This window comes from Curtobacterium sp. MCBD17_008 (assembly GCF_003234475.1).
Classification (GTDB): Bacteria; Actinomycetota; Actinomycetes; order Actinomycetales; family Microbacteriaceae; genus Curtobacterium.
Window position 1 is genome coordinate 1 of the sequence record NZ_QKTK01000019.1, and the last position, 17010, is coordinate 17010.

Consider the following 17010-nt stretch of genomic DNA (forward strand, 5'->3'; position numbering starts at 1 on the left):
TAGCGAGAGGGAAACGCCCGGTCACATTCCGAACCCGGAAGCTAAGCCTCTCAGCGCCGATGGTACTGCAAGGGGGACCTTGTGGGAGAGTAGGACGCCGCCGGACTTCTTTTCACAGAACGATCGAGCCCCTGACCGGGGTGAGCAGCAATGCTCACCCCGGTCAGGGGCTCTTTCGCGTCCCCACACGCCGGCTGAGCGGGCGGTGTCGCGGTCCGGGTAGACCGGAGACATGAAGGTCGTCGGAGTCGGAACGTTCGGAGGGCCTCGAGCCCTCGCCGTCCATGAAGTGCCCGAGGTGCACGCCGGTGCCGGTTCCGTCCGCATCGCCGTCCGGGCCTTCGCGGTCAACCCCACGGACACGGGCGTGCGGGCGGGGGAGCGCGACAGCTCGAAGGCCACGGCTCCGTACGTGCCCGGGATGGATGCCGCGGGCGTCATCGACGAGGTGGGACCGGACGTCGAGGGGTGGTCCGTCGGTGACGAGGTCATGGCGATCGCCCTCCCGCTCACCGGGCACGGCGGTGCGTACGTCGAATACCTCGTCGCCCCGGTCGGGTCGTTCACGCGGATCCCGCGCGGGACCACGATCGAGCAAGCATCCACCGTGCCGATGAACGGGCTCACCGCCATCCAGATGCTCGAGCTCGCCGGGCTCGAGCGGGGGCAGACGCTCGCCGTGACCGGCGCCGCCGGACTCCTCGGCAACTACGTCGTGCAGCTCGCGAAGGCCGCCGGCATCACCGTGATCGCGGACAGCTCCGAGAAGGACCAGGCGCTGGTCCGTTCGCTCGGGCCGGACCACATCGTGCCGCGCGGGGACGACTTCGCTGCCTCCGTGCGAGCCGTCGTGCCCGAGGGGGTCGACGCCCTGTTCGACTGCGCCCTGCAGCGGGACACCGTCGTCCCGGCCATCCGCGAGGGTGGTGTGTTCGTCGACGTCCGCGGCTGGGACGGCAACGGCGCACCCGGTATCCGGTTCGAGCGGGTGTCCGTGTTCAGTGAGTACCGGTCCTTCGACAAGCTCGAGCGGCTGCGCCACGGCGTTGAGAACGGCACGATCGTGCCCCGGGTGGCCGAGGTCCTGCCGGCAGAGCGGGCGCCGGAGGCGCACGAACGCCTCGAAGCTGGCGGGACGCGGGGTCGCTTCGTCCTCACCTGGTGACGCAACTGTCGTGAGCGATTGACGGACGGGAGGTCCGACACCAGCTGGTGCCGGGCCTCCCGTCCGTTCGTCGTGCGTCAGCGGAGGCGGGTCGCCGCGATGCCACCGTCGACGTCGAGCGTCGCACCGTGCATGCCGGAGCGTCGCATCTCTCGCGGGACTACCGGGCAGGCGTACGGGCGGCCGTCGGCGGAGGACGCGACCGGGGCCCGGAAGGCGTCCGCCGCTGCGGGCTGACAACCGGACAGGGGTGTGGTGGCCGCTGCCGAGCGCCGCCTGTGATCCGGTACCAGCGGTCGAGCGTGGCCTCGATCGTGTCCGCGGCCGTCTGGACGTCGTCGTGCTCCCAGACGCGGATGACCCTCCAACCCTCGCTGCGGAGGACGGCGTCGTGCCATGCGTCACGCTGCCGGTTCGCGAGCAGCTTCGTGCGCCACAACTCGGCGTTCGCCTTCGGCAAGTGTGCGTGCTCCTCGCACCAGTGCCAGAAGCAGCCGTCCACGAACACCGCGACGCGGGCACGGGGGAACACGAGGTCGGCACGCGCTCGTGTCCGGGCGCTGATCTGGCGGTCGACGAAGAACCGACGGCCGCGGGCGTGGAGGGTGCGGCGCAGGGCGAGCTCCGGCGCAGTGTCACGGCGCCCGAACCGGGCCATGTGGCGGCTGCGCTCCTCGTCGGCGTCCCAGTGCTGCCTGCCGCGACGCTACCGAGCGAGCGGTGCACCTCGCGGCGCATCGGTGCGATCTGTGGAGGACTCCGGCGGTCAGCCCTCGAGTTCGGCGCGGAGGTACGGCGCCGTGCGGCTCGACGGGGAAGCAGCGACCTCGGCGGGCGTGCCCGAAGCGACGACCTGGCCGCCCTCGTCGCCGCCGGACGGCCCCATGTCGATCACGTGGTCGGCGGCAGCGACGACGGACATCGCGTGCTCGACCACGACGACCGTGTTGCCCGCGTCCGTCAAGCGGGACAGCTGCTCGGTGAGGCGCTCGACGTCGGCCGGGTGGAGGCCCGTGGTCGGCTCGTCGAGCAGGTACAGCGTGTGGCCGGAGCGGGCGCGCTGCAGCTCGGTCGCGAGCTTGATGCGCTGCGCCTCGCCGCCGGACAACTCCGGTGCGGGCTGCCCGAGTCGGAGGTAGCCGAGGCCGACCTGCTGCAGGGCGTTCAAGGCACGTGCGGCGGCGGGGAGGTCGGCGAGGAACGGTGCGGCCTCGTCCACGGTCATGCCGAGGACGTCGGCGATCGTCACGCCGTCGAGGCGGACCTCGAGCGTCTCGTCGTTGTAGCGGGAGCCGTGGCACTCCGGGCACGGCGCCCAACTGCCCGGCAGGAACAGCAGCTCGACCGACACCGAGCCCTCTCCCTGGCACACCTCGCACCGGCCGCCGACGACGTTGAACGAGAACCGGCCGGCCGTCCACCCGCGGGCCTTCGCGTCGTCGGTCGCGGCGAACGCGGCACGGACCGCGTCGAACAGGCCCGTGTAGGTGGCGAGGTTCGAGCGGGGCGTGCGGCCGATCGGCTTCTGGTCGACCTCGAACACGCGGCTGACCTGCGGGTGCTCGGAGGCACGGTTCGCGAGGACGCCACCCACCAGCGACGACTTGCCCGACCCAGACACTCCGGTGACGGCGGTGAGGACGCCGAGCGGCACGTCGACGTCGAGGTCCCGGAGGTTGTGCTGCGTCACGCCCCGCAGTTCCAGGGTGCCGAACCGTTGTCGAGGAGGGCGGGCCTCCAGGCCGGAGGCGCGCGGTTGCAGGAAGCGGCGGGTGACGGACGCCTCGACGTCGGCCAGGCCGTCGACCGGGCCGCTGTAGAGGACCGTGCCGCCGGCGGAGCCGGCACCGGGGCCGACGTCGACGATCCAGTCGGCTCGGCGGACGATGCGCATGTCGTGCTCGACGACGAAGACGCTGTTGCCGCTGGCGCGGAGGTCCTCGAGGACCTGGACGAGCGGCTCGGCGTCGGCCGGGTGGAGGCCCGCGCTCGGCTCGTCGAGGACGTAGACGACACCGAAGAGGCCGCTCCGCAGCTGTGTGGCGATGCGGAGGCGCTGCATCTCACCGGGGGAGAGCGTCGGGGTGGCGCGGTCGAGGCTGAGGTAGCCGAGGCCGAGGCCGGTGAGGACCTCGACCCGGCCGAGGAGGTCTCGCGCGATGGTGACCGCGACCTCGGTCTGTTCACCCGATGACGTGCGGGACGTGGCCGCCGTGGCGTCGGTGAGCTCGGCGACCGGACGGAGGACCTCGGCGACGCCGGACAGCGGCAGCGCGTTCAGCTCGGCGATCGTGCGGCCACCGAACGTCACCGCGAGTGCGGCGCGCGTGAGACCGGTCCCGCCGCAGAGCGAACACGGGCCGGACTCGACGAACTGCAGGACCTTGTTCCGCTGCGTCTCGCTCTGCGAATCGGCGAGCGTGTGCAGCACGAACTGGCGGGCGCTCCAGAACCGGCCCTTGTACGGCTTCGCGACGCGGTCACGCTTCGGGTGCACCTCGACGACGGGCTGCTCCTCGGTGAAGAGCAGCCAGTCGCGGTCCTCCTGGGGCAGCTCGCGCCAGGGACGCTCGATGTCGTAGCCGAGGCCGGCCGTCACGTCGCGGAGGTTCTTGCCCTGCCACGCACCGGGCCACGCCGTGATCGCGCCGTCGCGGATGCTCAGCGACGGGTCGCGGACGGCGGAGGCCTCGGTCACCTCGTGGGCGACGCCGAGGCCGTGGCAGCGCGGGCAGGCGCCGGCGACCGTGTTCGGGGAGAACGAGTCCGAGTACAGCTGGTCCGCGCCCTCCGGGTACGTGCCGGCGCGGGAGTAGAGCATGCGCGTCGAGTTGCTCAGCGTCGTGAGCGTGCCGACGGTCGAGCGGGAGCTCGGGGCGCCGCGACGCTGCTGCAGGGCGACGGCCGGTGGGAGGCCCGTGATCGAGTCGACGTGCGGGGTCGAGCCCTGCGCGATGAGGCGGCGGGCGTACGGGGCGACGGACTCGAGGAAGCGGCGCTGTGCCTCGGCGAAGACCGTGCCGAACGCGAGGCTCGACTTGCCGGAGCCGGAGATGCCCGTGAATGCGACGATGCGGTCGCGGGGGATGTCGACGTCGACGTCGCGGAGGTTGTTCTCGCGAGCGCCGCGGACGCGGATGAAGCCGTCGCGAGTGGTGTCGTCGGGACCGGCAGTGGCGCCGGGACGAGCGGTGGCGCCGAGACCGGACTTGTCTTCGCGGCCCGCAGCGGCGTCGTGGCCCGCGATCTCGTCGGGGGAGGTGGTCGAGGGACGGGTCGTGCGGGGAGCGGGCATCCGTTCGAGCCTAGGCGGGTTGCGGCGGGGCGGTGATGGGGCGGGCCCGGTCCTGACGTGTCGCCCTAGCATCGGGGGCATGAGCAGCGACGTGATGCCCGGCCGGTACCGCCACTTCAAGGGCGGGGAGTACGAGGTCGTGCTCGTCGCCAAGGACGTGGAGACCGAGGAGCCGGTGGTCGTGTACCGGGCCCTGTACGGGGAGCGGGGGCACTGGGTGCGGTCCCTGACGGACTTCACGGCGCACGTCTCGCGTGACGGGTACGAGGGGGCGCGGTTCGTGCCGATCGGGTAGCGATCGGAGACGGGACCCGCGGAGCGTACCCGACGAGAGTCCGCAGTGCTGAGGACCAGCACGCGCGATCTATCATGTGGAGTACCAGTGCCTACGAGACGTGCCCCCGGGGAAAGGAACGCGAACGATGGACCAGGAACCATCCCTTCCGCCGCTCGGCTCCGGCGGGAAACTGGTCCTCATCGCGTTCCTCGGGGCCTCGGTCTTCGTCGTCACCGCGCCGTTGGTGATCGGTGTGGCTTCGGTGGCGCTCATCCCCGACCTCGGCGGACTCCGAGCGGGAGTGTCACCGGTTCTGGTCGCGGGATGGTTGATGGTCACAGTGGTGGTGACGATCTGGTTCGGAGGCCCGCTCGAACGGGTTTCGAGGAGGCCGTTCGGCAGCTACCGCTGGGCAGGGGCCCTTGCAGCGGAGGCCACGTCGCTCGCCTTCCTGTGGTTGCTCCTCCTGCCGATCCTGGCCAGCGGATGGTCTGCGTTGCTGGCCGCCAGCATCAGTGTCCTCGTCTACAAGTGCGCGGAACCGCTCCTCGACCGATGGGCGCGCGAGGAGCGTGCTGACGCCGAGGGATGACCCGGACCACTGGGTTGGCCGGGACGGGAAGGAACGGACGGGAGGGGCGGTGCGCACCGGTGCCGCGCCTCCCGTCCGAAGGGTGCGGACGGGAGGCGCGTGGCGGGCTGGTGCGCTGCCTCCCGGCCGGCCGGTCAGTACGGTGGGTGCGGGGAACGGGGGAGGGACGGTCGACGGCATTGCAGTGGCGGCAGCGTGCACCGTGTACGAACTGCTCGCTGGCGCGCTCGTGGAGTGGACCGGACTCGGGTTCGTGCCGCTGCTGCTGGTCGTGGCGATCAGGACGTGGAACTGAGTCGAGGGGGAAGCATGGCGGAGGACAACGAAACCGCGGGCGGCGGTGCGCCGCAACACGGGCACCGCACGCACGGCGGCGGCTGGATCGCGGGCGGCATCGTCGCGCTGTTCGTCGGCTGGTGGTTGGCGCTGGCGTCGATCCTGTCGACCGCAGGACCGTGGTCGGGCCGGTGGTCGGACGGGGGCATGATGCTCGCCTACGTGATCGCTGCAGCGCTCGGGTTCGGGGTACCGCTCTGGGGCTTCGTCAGTCTTCGTCGGGAGGCGCGTGGCGGCCGGTCGGTCAGCCTCGTCGGTCCGACCGTGTGTCTGCTCCTCATGGCGCTCGGAGGCGTCACGCTCCTGCCGCTGCCCTTCGTCCAGGGGGTGTCTCTGGCGTCCGATGCTGCTGAGCGTGCGCAGCCGCCGACCGACGGGGAGACGGCGCGGACGATCCCGGAGGCACAGGAGGAGCTGCGCGTGCTCGGCGACCGAGTCGTCGCGTCGATGGGCCGGGACAGCTCGGCTCCGGCGGCGGACGTCGAGACAGACTCCTGCCGATTGGACAACCACGACGTGGGCACGATGGTCCGCTACTCGTGGTGGTACGACGGCGGATCGACCGCGGCGTCCCCGTCGCCGTCCGGAGCGGGGTCAGACGCCGAAGGCACCCGGATGAGCGAGCCCGCAGTCCGTCTGCTGCGGGACGAGGGCTACGAGCTGTACCAGCGGTACGACGGCGGTGGCGGCTACCTCTTCGTGCCGGACGACTGGCACGGGCGGGCGACGATCGGGCAGCGCGCCGAGGACGTCCTGCTGGAGAGCGGCTGTCTGGTCGACCCGAACGCGGTCGACGAGGAGTGAGCCGCTCAGCACGCGGTTGATCGTGTTCGCTCGTGCAACCTGCGCTGGATCTGCTCGGTCGAGGGCTCGGGCGGACGCCCCTCGAACAGGTGGTCGCCGCGGGTCACCATCGCGGTGATGATGGTGCAGCGCCGCGCGGGACCGTGGTGCTGAGGAGGAGTGCACGATGCACAACGGCTACGCGGTGATCGACCTGGAGACGACCGGACTCGCTCCGTCGTACGGGCACCGCATCATCGAGATCGGGATCGTCCACGTCACGCCGGACGGCGAGGTGGAGCAGACCTTCGAGACCGTCGTCAACCCGAACCGCGACCTCGGCCCCGTGCACATCCACCGCCTCCGTGGTGCCGACATGGCGGGTGCTCCGACCTTCGCGGACGTCGCCGGTGACCTGGCAGAGCGTCTGCAGGGTCGCGTCGTCGTCGCGCACAACGCCTCGTTCGAGGCGCGGTTCCTGCACGCCGAGTTCGAACGGCTCGGACACCCCTCGCCACTGAAGCAAGCAAGCAGCGCGCTCTGCACCATGCGGCTCGCGCAGGAGTTCCTCCCCGGCTCCGGCCGGAAGCTGGCCGACTGCTGCAGCGCCTACGACATCGAGCTCGTCGACGCTCACGAAGCACTCGCGGACGCACATGCCACCGCCCGGCTGCTCGGCGCCTACATCGGATCGTCCCGCCGTGATCCGCGGTGGACGACCTGGGGCGACGTGGCTGGTGGGCAGCGGTGGCCCGGAGTCCCGCGCAGCGGTCGGGCGTGGATCGCGCGCAACCGCTCGACCGGAGCAGGGCCCCGGACCCGCGTCGACGTGGCGACGGACCGACTGCCCGCCGTCGCCGGCAGCGCGGAGGCGACGCTCTACGCGGCCGTCCTCGACCGTGCGGTCTCCGAGGACCTGCTCGCCGCCAGCGACGCTGATCAGCTCAGCGCCTACGCGACCGAGTTCGGGCTGGACGCGGCTGCCCGTGCGAATCTGCACCAGCGGTACTTCGGCGACCTGGTCGAAGTGGTCTGGGCAGACGGCGTCTTGACCATCCAGGACCACATCCAGCTCGAGCGGGTCGCGCGGTTGCTCGGAGTGACGGACGACGAGCTCGAGCACGCGGTGCACAGCCGGCAGCCCGCCCGCATGGGTGCACGGTCGTTCTCCGCCGCGCAGCAGCCGACGTCGACCGCGGCAGCTGCAGAGCCGTCGATCGACCTGGGCGAGGGCAGCATCGTGACCCTCACCGGTGAGATGCGGCGGAGCCGGCCGGAGATCGAGGCGGACCTCGCGCGGCTCGGCATCAAGTCGGCACCGAACGTCACGAAGAAGACCGCCGTGCTCATCGCGGCGGACGTCGACAGCCTGTCCGGCAAGGCACGAAAGGCGCGGCAGTACGGCATCCCGATCATCGAAGAGGACGTCCTGGAGGCGGCGCTCGCTGCCGCAGGTCAGGGCTCGGCCCGTTAGACGGCTGGCTCCGGTGTCGCCACGGCACCGGCCAGCCGAGCACGCTCCTCGGCGAGCACCTGCGCGATGAGCTGCGACTCGGAGATTTCGAACGCCTGCGCCGACGCGCTCGCCGTCTCGCTCACCGCGGCGAAGTCCGCGAAGGTCCTGGTCTTCCGCGCGAGCATCCGCACGAGCGCAGCGTCGACGCCGTCCTCGGACAGGAGGCGGTGCACCTGCACGACGTCGAGCTGCCCCATCCGACGGGCTCGTGCGATCGCCTGCCACTCCGTCGTCGGCTTGAGCTGCGGCTCGCAGATGACCACGACCGATGCGGCCTGGATGTTGAGGCCGACGCCGCCGGCGATGATCTGCGCGACCAACACGGCTCCCGGAGCTGCTGCGGAGAACTCGTCGATCATGTCCTGACGCCCGGAGGGTGGGGTGGAGCCGCTGAGCGGACCGAAGACGGTCCCGTCGACGGCGGCGAGCACCGCCTCCAGGACGGCGCGGTAGTGGGAGAAGACGATCGTCTTGCGGCCGGTGGCGCGGGCCTCCGCGATGACGTCGCGGAGCGACGCGATCTTGCTCGAGGCGTCACCGTCGAGCATCGCGAGCTGCCGCATGGTGTGGAAGCTGTCGCTGTCGAGCGCCGCGGCGTAGCGCGCGGCCTCGGCCGGGGTGAGGTCGGTCCAGTCCTCGACCTCGACCAGCTCCGGGAGCTAGGTGAGCACGTCCTCCTGGCTGCGGCGGAGGTACACCGGCGCGATCTGCTTCCGGAACGTCAACGGGTCGTCGTCGTCCTCGCCGACCATGAGATCCGGGCGGATGTGGTCGATGAGCACTCGGAACTCCTCGACACGGTTCTCGAGCGGCGTGCCGGACATGAGCAGTGCACGGTCGGCGCGTGCGAGGAGGGCACGGGTGTGCTTCGTGCGCTTGGCGTCGGGGTTCTTGACGTAGTGCGCCTCGTCGACGATGACCGCGGCGAACCGCTGATCCTCGGGCACCTCCGTGCGGAACCACTCGAGCGTCTCGTAGGTGGTGACGGCGACGCCGCCCTCGCGCAGCCAGCCGCTGATGCCGCGCACCCGCTCGTTGCCGTGGATGCGGAACGCCGGCACCGATGTGTGCTTCTCAGTCTCGCGCAGCCAGTTCGCCACCACCGCGGCGGGACACACGACCACGAAGCGGGGCATGCTGTCCGGAGCGGTGGCGGCCAGGTGCGCGATCGCCGCGAGTGCCTCGACCGTCTTGCCCAGGCCCATCTCGTCCCCGATTACGACCCGCTCCTGCACGAGCGCGAACGCCGCACCGAAGCGCTGGTACCCGCGAAGCGATGCGGACAGGAGGGACGTGTCGAGGTGGAACTGCTCGATCTGCTCGATCAGGCCCTCCGGGAGCGACCCGCGGCCGGCCGTCGTCGAGTCGGTGAGGCCGACCTCGTCGAGGAGGGCGAAGTAACTCGCCGGGCGGTCGAGGAAGTCGCTCCAGTCGTCCGTCGTCGCGATGCGGTCGCGGTCCCCAGCTGCACGGACTGCGCGCTGGCGCGCGTCGTCGGCGTCGGCCTCAATCCGCTCGACTGCGCCCTCGGCCGGGTTGAACGAACCGGAGGCCCGTGCGCCCGGCTGGTGCACGATCCCCAGGACGGCGCGCTGCGCGACTGCGTCCGCCAGGGGAGCGAGCTCGTCGACCAGGACTGCGGTGCGGGGGCCGCCGCCGTTCTTCGCGGCCTCCCACTGCCGGAGCGCCGAGACCAACGCGACGCTCGCGGTGTCCTGCCGGCGGGCGTCGATCTGGACGGGGCTGTCCTCGCGGGCCGCGTCCTGCATCGACCGAGCAGCGGCGTTGATGCGCGCGGCCGTGGTCTCGCCGATACCGGGCAACTGGCCGGGGGTGATCGGTGCGCGGAGGAGCTCGCCGACCGTGGTGATGCCCGCGTCGCGGACGGCGCCGAGGCGGAGCTGGTCCCGCGTCACCTCGCGCAGCCGGTCGATGTCCATCGTGTTCAGCTCGCGCCGGGCCGCGACGTCCCGCACACGGTGCCCGGCGTCGAGGACGCGGGTCCGGGCCTCCTGTTCGGTCTCGACGACCGTGCGGAGCGTCGCGATCGTGGTGGGGAGGTGCGACATCGGGGCGAGGTCGATCAGGGCGACCGGGCCGAGGTGTGCGGTGGCGGTGAGGAGCGGGCCCTCGGTGTCGAGCAGGGCGTCGAGTGTGACGTCGGGTCGGGGGACGTGGCGGGTGTCGACGGCCTGGAGCGCGGTGAGGGCGCCGCTGGCGTCGAGCCACGCGCTCGTCTCGGCCAGGTAGTACTCGGCTCGTGCGGCTGCTTCGCGGCGCTCCTTGCCGGCGAAGATGCCGGCGATGCCGGAGGCTGCGTCCTCGTCGGCGAGGGCTAGGGGGACGTCCTTGGACAGGACCGTGAGGACGTTCTCGGCGGGGGCGTCGAGCTGGGGGAGCGTGGCGGCGTGCTGCATCGCGGCGGCGAGTGCGGTGTCGGTGGGGCGGAGGGGGAGGACGGAGCAGGAGAGGGCCGGGCCGGTGATCGTCAGGCGGCGGGTGAGGAGTTGGTCCTTCGCCGATACGGCTGTTTCCTGGATGGAGGCGCGGTGGTGGCGGATCTCTGTGGCCGCCTCGGACAGCGTGTGTAGGCGGTCACGGAGAGCTTTGTCGACCATTGGTGCCCCCTAGGGTCGTTGGTTCATCGTGGCATGGCGGAGATCGACGTCAGACATTCAAAACACGACCGTCAGCCGGTGCAGCCCACCTTGCCAACAGCGCCCACCCACAGCCCGTCGCGCGCCCGGGTCATGCCGACGTAGAGCTCGCGGCGGTCGAGCTCCCGACGCTCACGAACGGCGACGGACTCGGTCTGCGGAGCGTCGGCGAGGAGCTTCGCCGGCACGTGCGGCAGGAGCACTTGCTTGAACTCGAGGCCCTTCGCCCGCTTGATGGTGCCGACGCGGACCTGGTCGGAGCTCTTGCCCGCGTAGTCCTTGAGTGACACCGATGCCACTCCGGCGGAGCCGAGCAGTGCTCGGACCTTGTCCGCCTGCGGGTTGGTTGCCGTGAGGATCCCGACGTCACCACGACCGGTACCGACCAGGCGGAGGACCTGTTCGACGCGAGCCAGCAGCGCCGAGTCGTGGTCCGCTCGGTTCGTGAAGTGGTGCAAGCCGGGTTCTTCGCCGGACCGGGTGACGTCGGAGACCGCGTCACCGACGCCGTCGACGCCTTCGATGTCGACGAACTGGTCGTCGGCCACCATCTGCTTGGCGAAGTCGAGGATCTCAGCGGTGTTCCGGTGGTTGACGTCGAGCACGACACCACGGCCGGCCAGGCTGATGCCGACCTCGCCGAGGGTGTACCCGCCGGGGTAGATCGTCTGCTGGCCGTCACCGATCAGGGTGAGCCCGTCGGGCCGGTCGCCGACGAGCGCGTGCAGCAGCGACACCATGGCGCAGGACAAGTCCTGGGCCTCGTCGATGATCACCGCGTCGAACCGGTCGAGCGGGATCTCGCGCACGGCATCGCGAGCGAGCAGCACCGTGTCCTCGAAGTCGCACACACCACGCTGTCGCAGGTTGCTCGTGTACGCCTCGTAGAGGTCCCAGACCGCATGGCGCACGTCGACGGGCAGCGCGTGCTTTCGGCCAACGCGAGCCAGGTCGGCGTACTCGTCGAAGTGCGTCAACCCCCGGCCCTTGATGACGTACGCGATCTCGTCCTCCCAGTAGCGCCGCGTGAAGCGCGCCGCCTTCAGCGCACTGGAGGCGCTGATCACGTTCCACGCGTCGGAGAAGGCGCGCTCGGCTTCCAGGGTGTCGACGCGGAAGGCGACTTCGCGTTCCTTGAGGAGACGGTTCGCGAAAGCGTGAACGTTGACGAAGTCGACGCGGCCGACCATGTCGGGCGCGAGCCGCTCGAGCAGTGACTCGAGCACCGCGGGGAGGGTTCGGATGTAGGTGGTGAACAGGACGCGGCCGCCGGTGGCGCGCGCGAGGTAGGCGGCGCGGTGCAGGCCGACCACGGTCTTACCGGTGCCGGCGGCGCCGCGGATGCGAGCTGGTCCGTTGAAGTTCCGCCGGACGAGCCTCGCCTGAGCGGGGTCGAGGAAGGCCATCCAGTCCTCGATCGGCGCTTCGAGGACGCCGTCGAGGAGGTGGTCGACGATCTCGTCGTCGAGGGGCTCGACTGGAGGAGTCTGCTGGCGTGGGAGGACCGGTGCGGGCACGACGATCTGCGGTTCGGGCCCCGCGGTGCCGTCGATGACGGGGAAGTGCTGGAGGAGTGCGGCGAGGACCTGGTCGACGCGATCCGAGGAGAGGCGGGCGCCGCGCTTTGTGATGTGACCGATGACGTCGTGGACGCCGAGGACGTCGACCGACGCGACTTGCGCGTGCATCCTCTTCTGGCCTGCCAGCGCCGCGATGGCGTGGACCTCGCCCGGAGCGAGTCCGGTGTTGGCGAGTGCCGCCTCGGTCGAGTACGCGAGGTCGGCGAGGCGGGCGATGTCGTCGGTGACGTCCTCCTGGCCGCGGGTGATGCGGTCGTCGTGGACGGCGACGTCGCGCCAGGCTTTCGTGTCGACGATGAAGACCCCTGCCCTGCCGACGACGACCATGTCGACCTGGGCGGTGCGGCTGCCTGGCCAACGACGGTCGGCGAGGAGGTAGTAGCCGATACCGGCGAGGGGGGCGAGGACGCGGGCGGTCTCGCTCTCGGTGCGTTCTGCAATTTCGAAGCGGGCGGCGCGTTGCTCGGCGTCGTCGGCGCGGCGGTGGTGCTCGGCTGCGAGGGCTCGTTGACGGCGGGCTTCGGTGCCTGCCGATTCTCCGGCCATCGTCATGGTGGTTCCCTGCGGGGATCTTGCTCAGCGCACCGCGCGTCTTCCCCTGGGCGTGCGGTGCTGGATCATCCTCGTGGGTTGCGAGTGTTGCGGGGCAGTACCCGTTCGGGGTGCATTCGGTTGGACCGGAAAGCCTCGATCTCGAATCGGCCGTCTCAGGGTGAGGACGCCCTCGGACCAAGCGGGCCGTGTGCGATCTTCAGCACGAGGTCTGCGGTTCCGTTGGGTCCCGCCTTCGAGGGGTGGAGCAACCTCAACCTCCCGCTTAGGATCGCCCTGACTGAGGGGGACACACATGGACGTGCGTGAGACGACGCTGCAGGAACTGCTCGGCGGTCCGAAGCAGTACCTGGTGCCGCTGTACCAACGGCCCTACGCGTGGGAGGTCCGCCAGCGGAAGCGGCTCTGGAACGACATCCTCGAGCTGGCAGAGACGCGTCGCACCAACCCGAGCGCGACGCACTTCATGGGCTCGCTCGTGCTTTCGACCGGTGCAATCGTGCCGACCGGCATGGAGTTCCTCGTCGTGGACGGCCAGCAACGCCTGACGACGCTGACGATCCTGCTGTGCGCGCTCCGCGACTACCTCCGCGACCACCAGCCGGACCAGCCGATGCTGGCCGACAGCATCCACGAGCAGTACATTGCGGACCGCTTCAAGCCGGGTGACGCGCGCCTCAAGCTCCTCCCAACGCAGGCGGATCGGAACGCATTCCGCGCGATCGTCGACAGTGCTGTTGGCGCAGATTCCTCTTCCGGAGTCGGAGACGCATACTCGTTCTTCCGCCGCGAGCTCGAGCTCGCGGACGACCCGGACGACGCACATGACATCGAGCGGATTCGTGAGGCGGTCCTCGGCGGTCTGTCCTTCGTCTCGATCACGGCTCGAGACGAAGACAACGTCTACCGGATCTTCGAGTCGCTGAACAACACGGGACTCCGCCTGACTCAGGGCGACCTCGTCCGCAACTACCTCTTCATGCGGCTCGGTTCGCGGGGCGAGTCGGTGTACTCGTCGTGGTGGCTCCCGATGCAGCAACGCCTCAGCGTCAACGACTTGGAGCTGATCTTCTGGCTCGACGCCGTCGCAGACGAGCCGCTGCTCAAGCAGGGCGACATCTACAGCTACCAGCAGGCGAGACTCGCCAAGATGGACGACGAGTCCGTCCTGCGCGAGATCGAGCGGTTCAGTCGACTCTCCGAGTACCTCGACCTCGTGCGCGATCCATCTCGTGAAACGGACCCTGCCGTCCGGCGCCACCTGCAGCACCTCGCCGAGTGGGGCTCTGCAACCACCGTTCCCCTGACGTTGCGCCTCCTCGCGCGCCGCGCCGCCGGCACCAGCTCCTCGGAGGAGGTGGCCAGCGCGCTCGCCGCCATTGAGTCCTACCTCGTGCGTCGGACCATCGGAGGCCGTCCGGGGCAGGGCCTGAACCGGACGATCCTGCAGGCGTGCGGCGAGCTCGACGACCGGCCGGTCGACCGCGTGCTGCTTGACTACTTCTCGACGGGGAGGAAGTACTTCGCGACCGACGAGCAGATCCGCGATGCCGTCCGCTCCCAGCCGTTCTACCTCCGGGGGCTCCGCACGCAGCAGAAGCTGATCCTCAAATGGATCAGCCAGTCCCTCAACCCGCGCGAAGAGGTCGACGTCGAACAGTCGACGATCGAGCACATCCTCCCTCAGACAATCACGCCCGAGTGGCGCTCTGAACTCGAGGCCGACCTCGAGGACGGCGAGACCGTCGAGGCGCTCCACGAACAGCTCGTGCACTCCCTGGGCAACCTCACGCTCACCGGGTACAACTCGCAGCTGAGCAACCGACCGTTTCCCGCAAAGCAGACCGACTACCGACGGAGCAGCTTCACCGCCCTCAACGAGCTGGTCCTCGAGGCCGGGCGATGGGGACGACCGGAGATCACCGAACGCGGTGAGTGGTTCGCGGACCGCATCATCGAACAGTGGGTCGGCCCGATCGAGCACGCACAGCCGGTCGCCACCGGACGCGACTGGTCCCTCGTGCACCAGGCCATCATGGCCATCCCTGCCGGACGGTGGTCTTCCTACGGCGACGTCGCGGCCTTGGTCGGGACGCACCCGGTCCCACTAGGTGTGCACCTCGCCAGCACGCCGATCTCCGGAGCGCACCGTGTCCTGCAGGGCGGCGGCACGATCTCGTCGGGCTTCCGCTGGACCGATCCGGACGACGAGCGCGATCCGCGGGTCGTGCTGGAGGAAGAGGGACTCCGCTTTGAGGTGAACGGTGCCGCAGACGAAACTGCTCGGCTCTCGACAGCCGAGCTCGCAGAACGCATCGGCCTCGTCGTGGACGAGGCAACTACCGACCTGGTCGCTGACGGGACGTTCCACGGTCAACTCGCGAGCGCCAACCCACCCGCCGTCGTGGCCGCCGTGGACGCGTTCTTCGCCGAGTGGCGCGAGCTCGGTGGGACGGTGTCCTTCGGCGGTGCGCGAGAGAGCAGCGCGTTCGTCGTGGCTCCGCGACGGTCGGCCACCGGTCTGTCGCACTGGCCCTTCACCGTCTATCCGATCGCCGGTAGCGTCGAAGTCGTCTTCCAACACCTGCGCGTCCGTCCGCCGTTCGACGACATCCCGCTCCGCCAGGAGCTCCGCAGCCGACTCAACGCTGTGCCGGGCATTGACCTCCCGACCAGCCGGATCGACGGACGACCGTCGTTCCCGATCGAGGTCCTCATCAATGAGAGGTCGAGGAACAGTGTTCTCGAAGCGCTGCGCTGGTTTGTCGACCGGGTGCTCGACCGCACGAGCGACGAGGAGCATGCAGCGTGACCAAGAACAACGAGGAGCCCACAAAGTCCGATCAGGTTGAGCTCGTCAGCGACGAAGACGGGATCGCCGTGATCGGTGAGCCCTCAGCGGTCGAACAGTTCCTGCGGACGGAAGGACTCGGCGACATTGGCTCGCAAGCGGTGTCAGACCTGCCGCTTGCTACACTCGGCAGTCTCGGGCAGATCACAGCCGCCGGGATGGCCAGCTCCGGGAAGTGGGTGCAACTCACCGACGAATCCGCTGCCATCGCCCGTAAGTTCGCACTGGTGAAGAACAGCCAGACAGGTCTGAGCATGGGCATCGCGAAGATGCCGGACGGCCGGTTCGTGAAGCACCTGCAGTTCGCATCGGTCGGCTCGGTGGTCAATCCCACGACCATCGCCAGCATCGGCACGATGATGAACCAAATGGCACTCCAGAAGTCGATCGACCGGCTCGGCGAGTACCTCGAGGTGATCGACGAAAAGGTCGAGGACGTCCTGCGCAATCAGCAGGACGCTGTTCTCGCCGACATGATCGGGGTTGACTTCATCATCGAAGACGCCATGACCGGCCGTGCCTCCGCCGGCCGTATGGACGAGGCCACGTGGTCGAAGGTCCAGGGGACCTCTGCCACGCTGGCTCGGACCCAGGCGTACGCGCTCAGACAACTCGACGGGTTGGCGCAGAAGCTTGAGAAGAAGATGAAGTTGAGCGAGCTGGCCGACGCTACGGAGGCCATCGAGCCAAAGGTTCGCGAGTGGCTCGCCGTGATCGCACACTGCCTGCAGCTGCAGGACACCCTCGACGTGCTCGAACTCGACCGTGTGCTCGGCGCGGCACCGGAATATGCAGCCCAGAAGCGCCTCGCGCTCAAGGCGATCCGCGAGAACCGCATGGACCGGATCGCCGGGACCACCAGCCAGCTGATCGAGCGGATGGACGTTGCGGTGACACGGGCCAACTCGAAGGTGCTGCTGCAGCCGATCCCGGCTCGTGCCGTGGTGCGAGCGAGCAACGGGGTCGGGGCTACTGTCGGTTCCTTTCATGAGCGGATCGGGGTCGGGCAGGGGCACGAGAGTATGGACGCCAAGCGTTGGCTGCAGGCCGTCGGGGAGTTGCGTGACCGTGCCGTCGAGGAAAGCGCAGAAGGTCTGGACGCCGCGAAGGTCTTCGGGTCGTTGGCGGTCGGTCGCGCTCGTCTCGCCACAGGGAGAATCGCGGCGGACATCGCGGAGCGGGCGCTGAGGGAGCGAGACGGGGGAGAGCGGGCGTTGTCGGAGAAGCGCGAGGACGGGGAGTAGCGGTCGCTCAGAGCGTCTCACGCTGCTGAGCGCGGCACCCGGAACGCAACCCCATCGATCAGGTGCTGGCAGGCGCTGGGTCGCGACCCAGCGCCTGCAGGGCTACCGCGCGGGCCTGCTGCGTCGTCTCCAAGCAGTCATCTCGGATAAGGACGCCAAGGT

At 69.8% G+C, this 17010-nt stretch carries 11 protein-coding genes, 1 rRNA gene and 1 pseudogene; 8 read left to right on the forward strand and 5 right to left on the reverse strand.

Annotated elements, in window-relative coordinates; all coding sequences use genetic code 11:
* Together rrf and DEI95_RS14650 are read left to right on the forward strand one after the other, a co-directional pair.
* A 5S ribosomal RNA gene (gene rrf, locus DEI95_RS14645) occupies positions 1-106 on the forward strand; the annotation flags it as partial.
* 126 nt (positions 107-232) lie between these two features.
* Positions 233-1165 carry an NADP-dependent oxidoreductase gene (locus DEI95_RS14650; protein WP_111060691.1) on the forward strand — a complete coding sequence of 311 codons (933 nt, stop codon included), beginning with the start codon at positions 233-235 and terminating at the stop codon, positions 1163-1165.
* Positions 1166-1325: 160 nt separating this feature from the next.
* Here the strand turns inward: DEI95_RS14650 and DEI95_RS14655 are convergent.
* Positions 1326-1832 (reverse strand): annotated as a pseudogene (locus DEI95_RS14655) (very short patch repair endonuclease); the annotation flags it as partial.
* A gap of 99 nt (positions 1833-1931) precedes the next feature.
* Positions 1932-4460: an excinuclease ABC subunit UvrA gene (locus tag DEI95_RS14660; protein WP_111060693.1), complete on the reverse strand. Its 2529-nt coding sequence runs from the start codon at positions 4458-4460 to the stop codon at positions 1932-1934.
* Positions 4461-4539: 79 nt separating this feature from the next.
* Between DEI95_RS14660 and DEI95_RS14665 the strand changes: the two genes are divergently transcribed.
* The 4 genes from DEI95_RS14665 to DEI95_RS14680 all read left to right on the forward strand — a co-directional run bounded on the left by DEI95_RS14665 (position 4540) and on the right by DEI95_RS14680 (position 7922).
* Positions 4540-4755: a DUF1653 domain-containing protein gene (locus tag DEI95_RS14665; protein WP_111060694.1), complete on the forward strand. Its 216-nt coding sequence runs from the start codon at positions 4540-4542 to the stop codon at positions 4753-4755.
* Between the two features lie 127 nt (positions 4756-4882).
* Positions 4883-5329, forward strand: a complete 447-nt coding sequence (locus tag DEI95_RS14670; RefSeq protein WP_111060695.1) for a hypothetical protein — start codon at positions 4883-4885, stop codon at positions 5327-5329.
* 309 nt (positions 5330-5638) lie between these two features.
* The gene (locus DEI95_RS14675) at positions 5639-6469 is read left to right on the forward strand and encodes a hypothetical protein (protein WP_111060696.1); all 831 of its coding nucleotides are present in this window, start codon (positions 5639-5641) and stop codon (positions 6467-6469) included.
* Between the two features lie 166 nt (positions 6470-6635).
* On the forward strand, positions 6636-7922 hold the full coding sequence (locus DEI95_RS14680; protein ID WP_111060697.1) for an exonuclease domain-containing protein: 1287 nt from the start codon (positions 6636-6638) through the stop codon (positions 7920-7922).
* Here DEI95_RS14680 and DEI95_RS14685 read toward each other — a convergent pair.
* From DEI95_RS14685 to DEI95_RS14695, 3 genes are all read right to left on the reverse strand, one after another.
* Positions 7919-8527, reverse strand: coding sequence for a C-terminal helicase domain-containing protein (locus tag DEI95_RS14685; protein ID WP_111060698.1), 609 nt, complete (start codon positions 8525-8527; stop codon positions 7919-7921). The genes DEI95_RS14680 and DEI95_RS14685 overlap by 4 nt on opposite strands.
* Before the next feature lie 96 nt (positions 8528-8623).
* On the reverse strand, positions 8624-10582 hold the full coding sequence (locus tag DEI95_RS14690; RefSeq protein ID WP_111060699.1) for an SNF2-related protein: 1959 nt from the start codon (positions 10580-10582) through the stop codon (positions 8624-8626).
* Positions 10583-10653: 71 nt separating this feature from the next.
* Complete coding sequence (locus DEI95_RS14695; protein WP_220036660.1) at positions 10654-12753, reverse strand: nuclease-related domain-containing DEAD/DEAH box helicase; 2100 nt, start codon at positions 12751-12753, stop codon at positions 10654-10656.
* 295 nt (positions 12754-13048) lie between these two features.
* Here DEI95_RS14695 and DEI95_RS14700 point away from each other — a divergent pair, with 295 nt between their 5' ends.
* Together DEI95_RS14700 and DEI95_RS14705 are read left to right on the forward strand one after the other, a co-directional pair.
* A complete protein-coding gene (locus DEI95_RS14700) occupies positions 13049-15565 on the forward strand; it encodes a DUF262 domain-containing protein (protein ID WP_111060700.1) in 2517 nt (838 codons plus the stop codon).
* Positions 15562-16848 carry a hypothetical protein gene (locus DEI95_RS14705; RefSeq protein ID WP_111060701.1) on the forward strand — a complete coding sequence of 429 codons (1287 nt, stop codon included), beginning with the start codon at positions 15562-15564 and terminating at the stop codon, positions 16846-16848. The genes DEI95_RS14700 and DEI95_RS14705 overlap by 4 nt, the downstream gene beginning before the upstream one ends.
* The last annotated feature ends 162 nt before the right edge of the window (positions 16849-17010 follow it).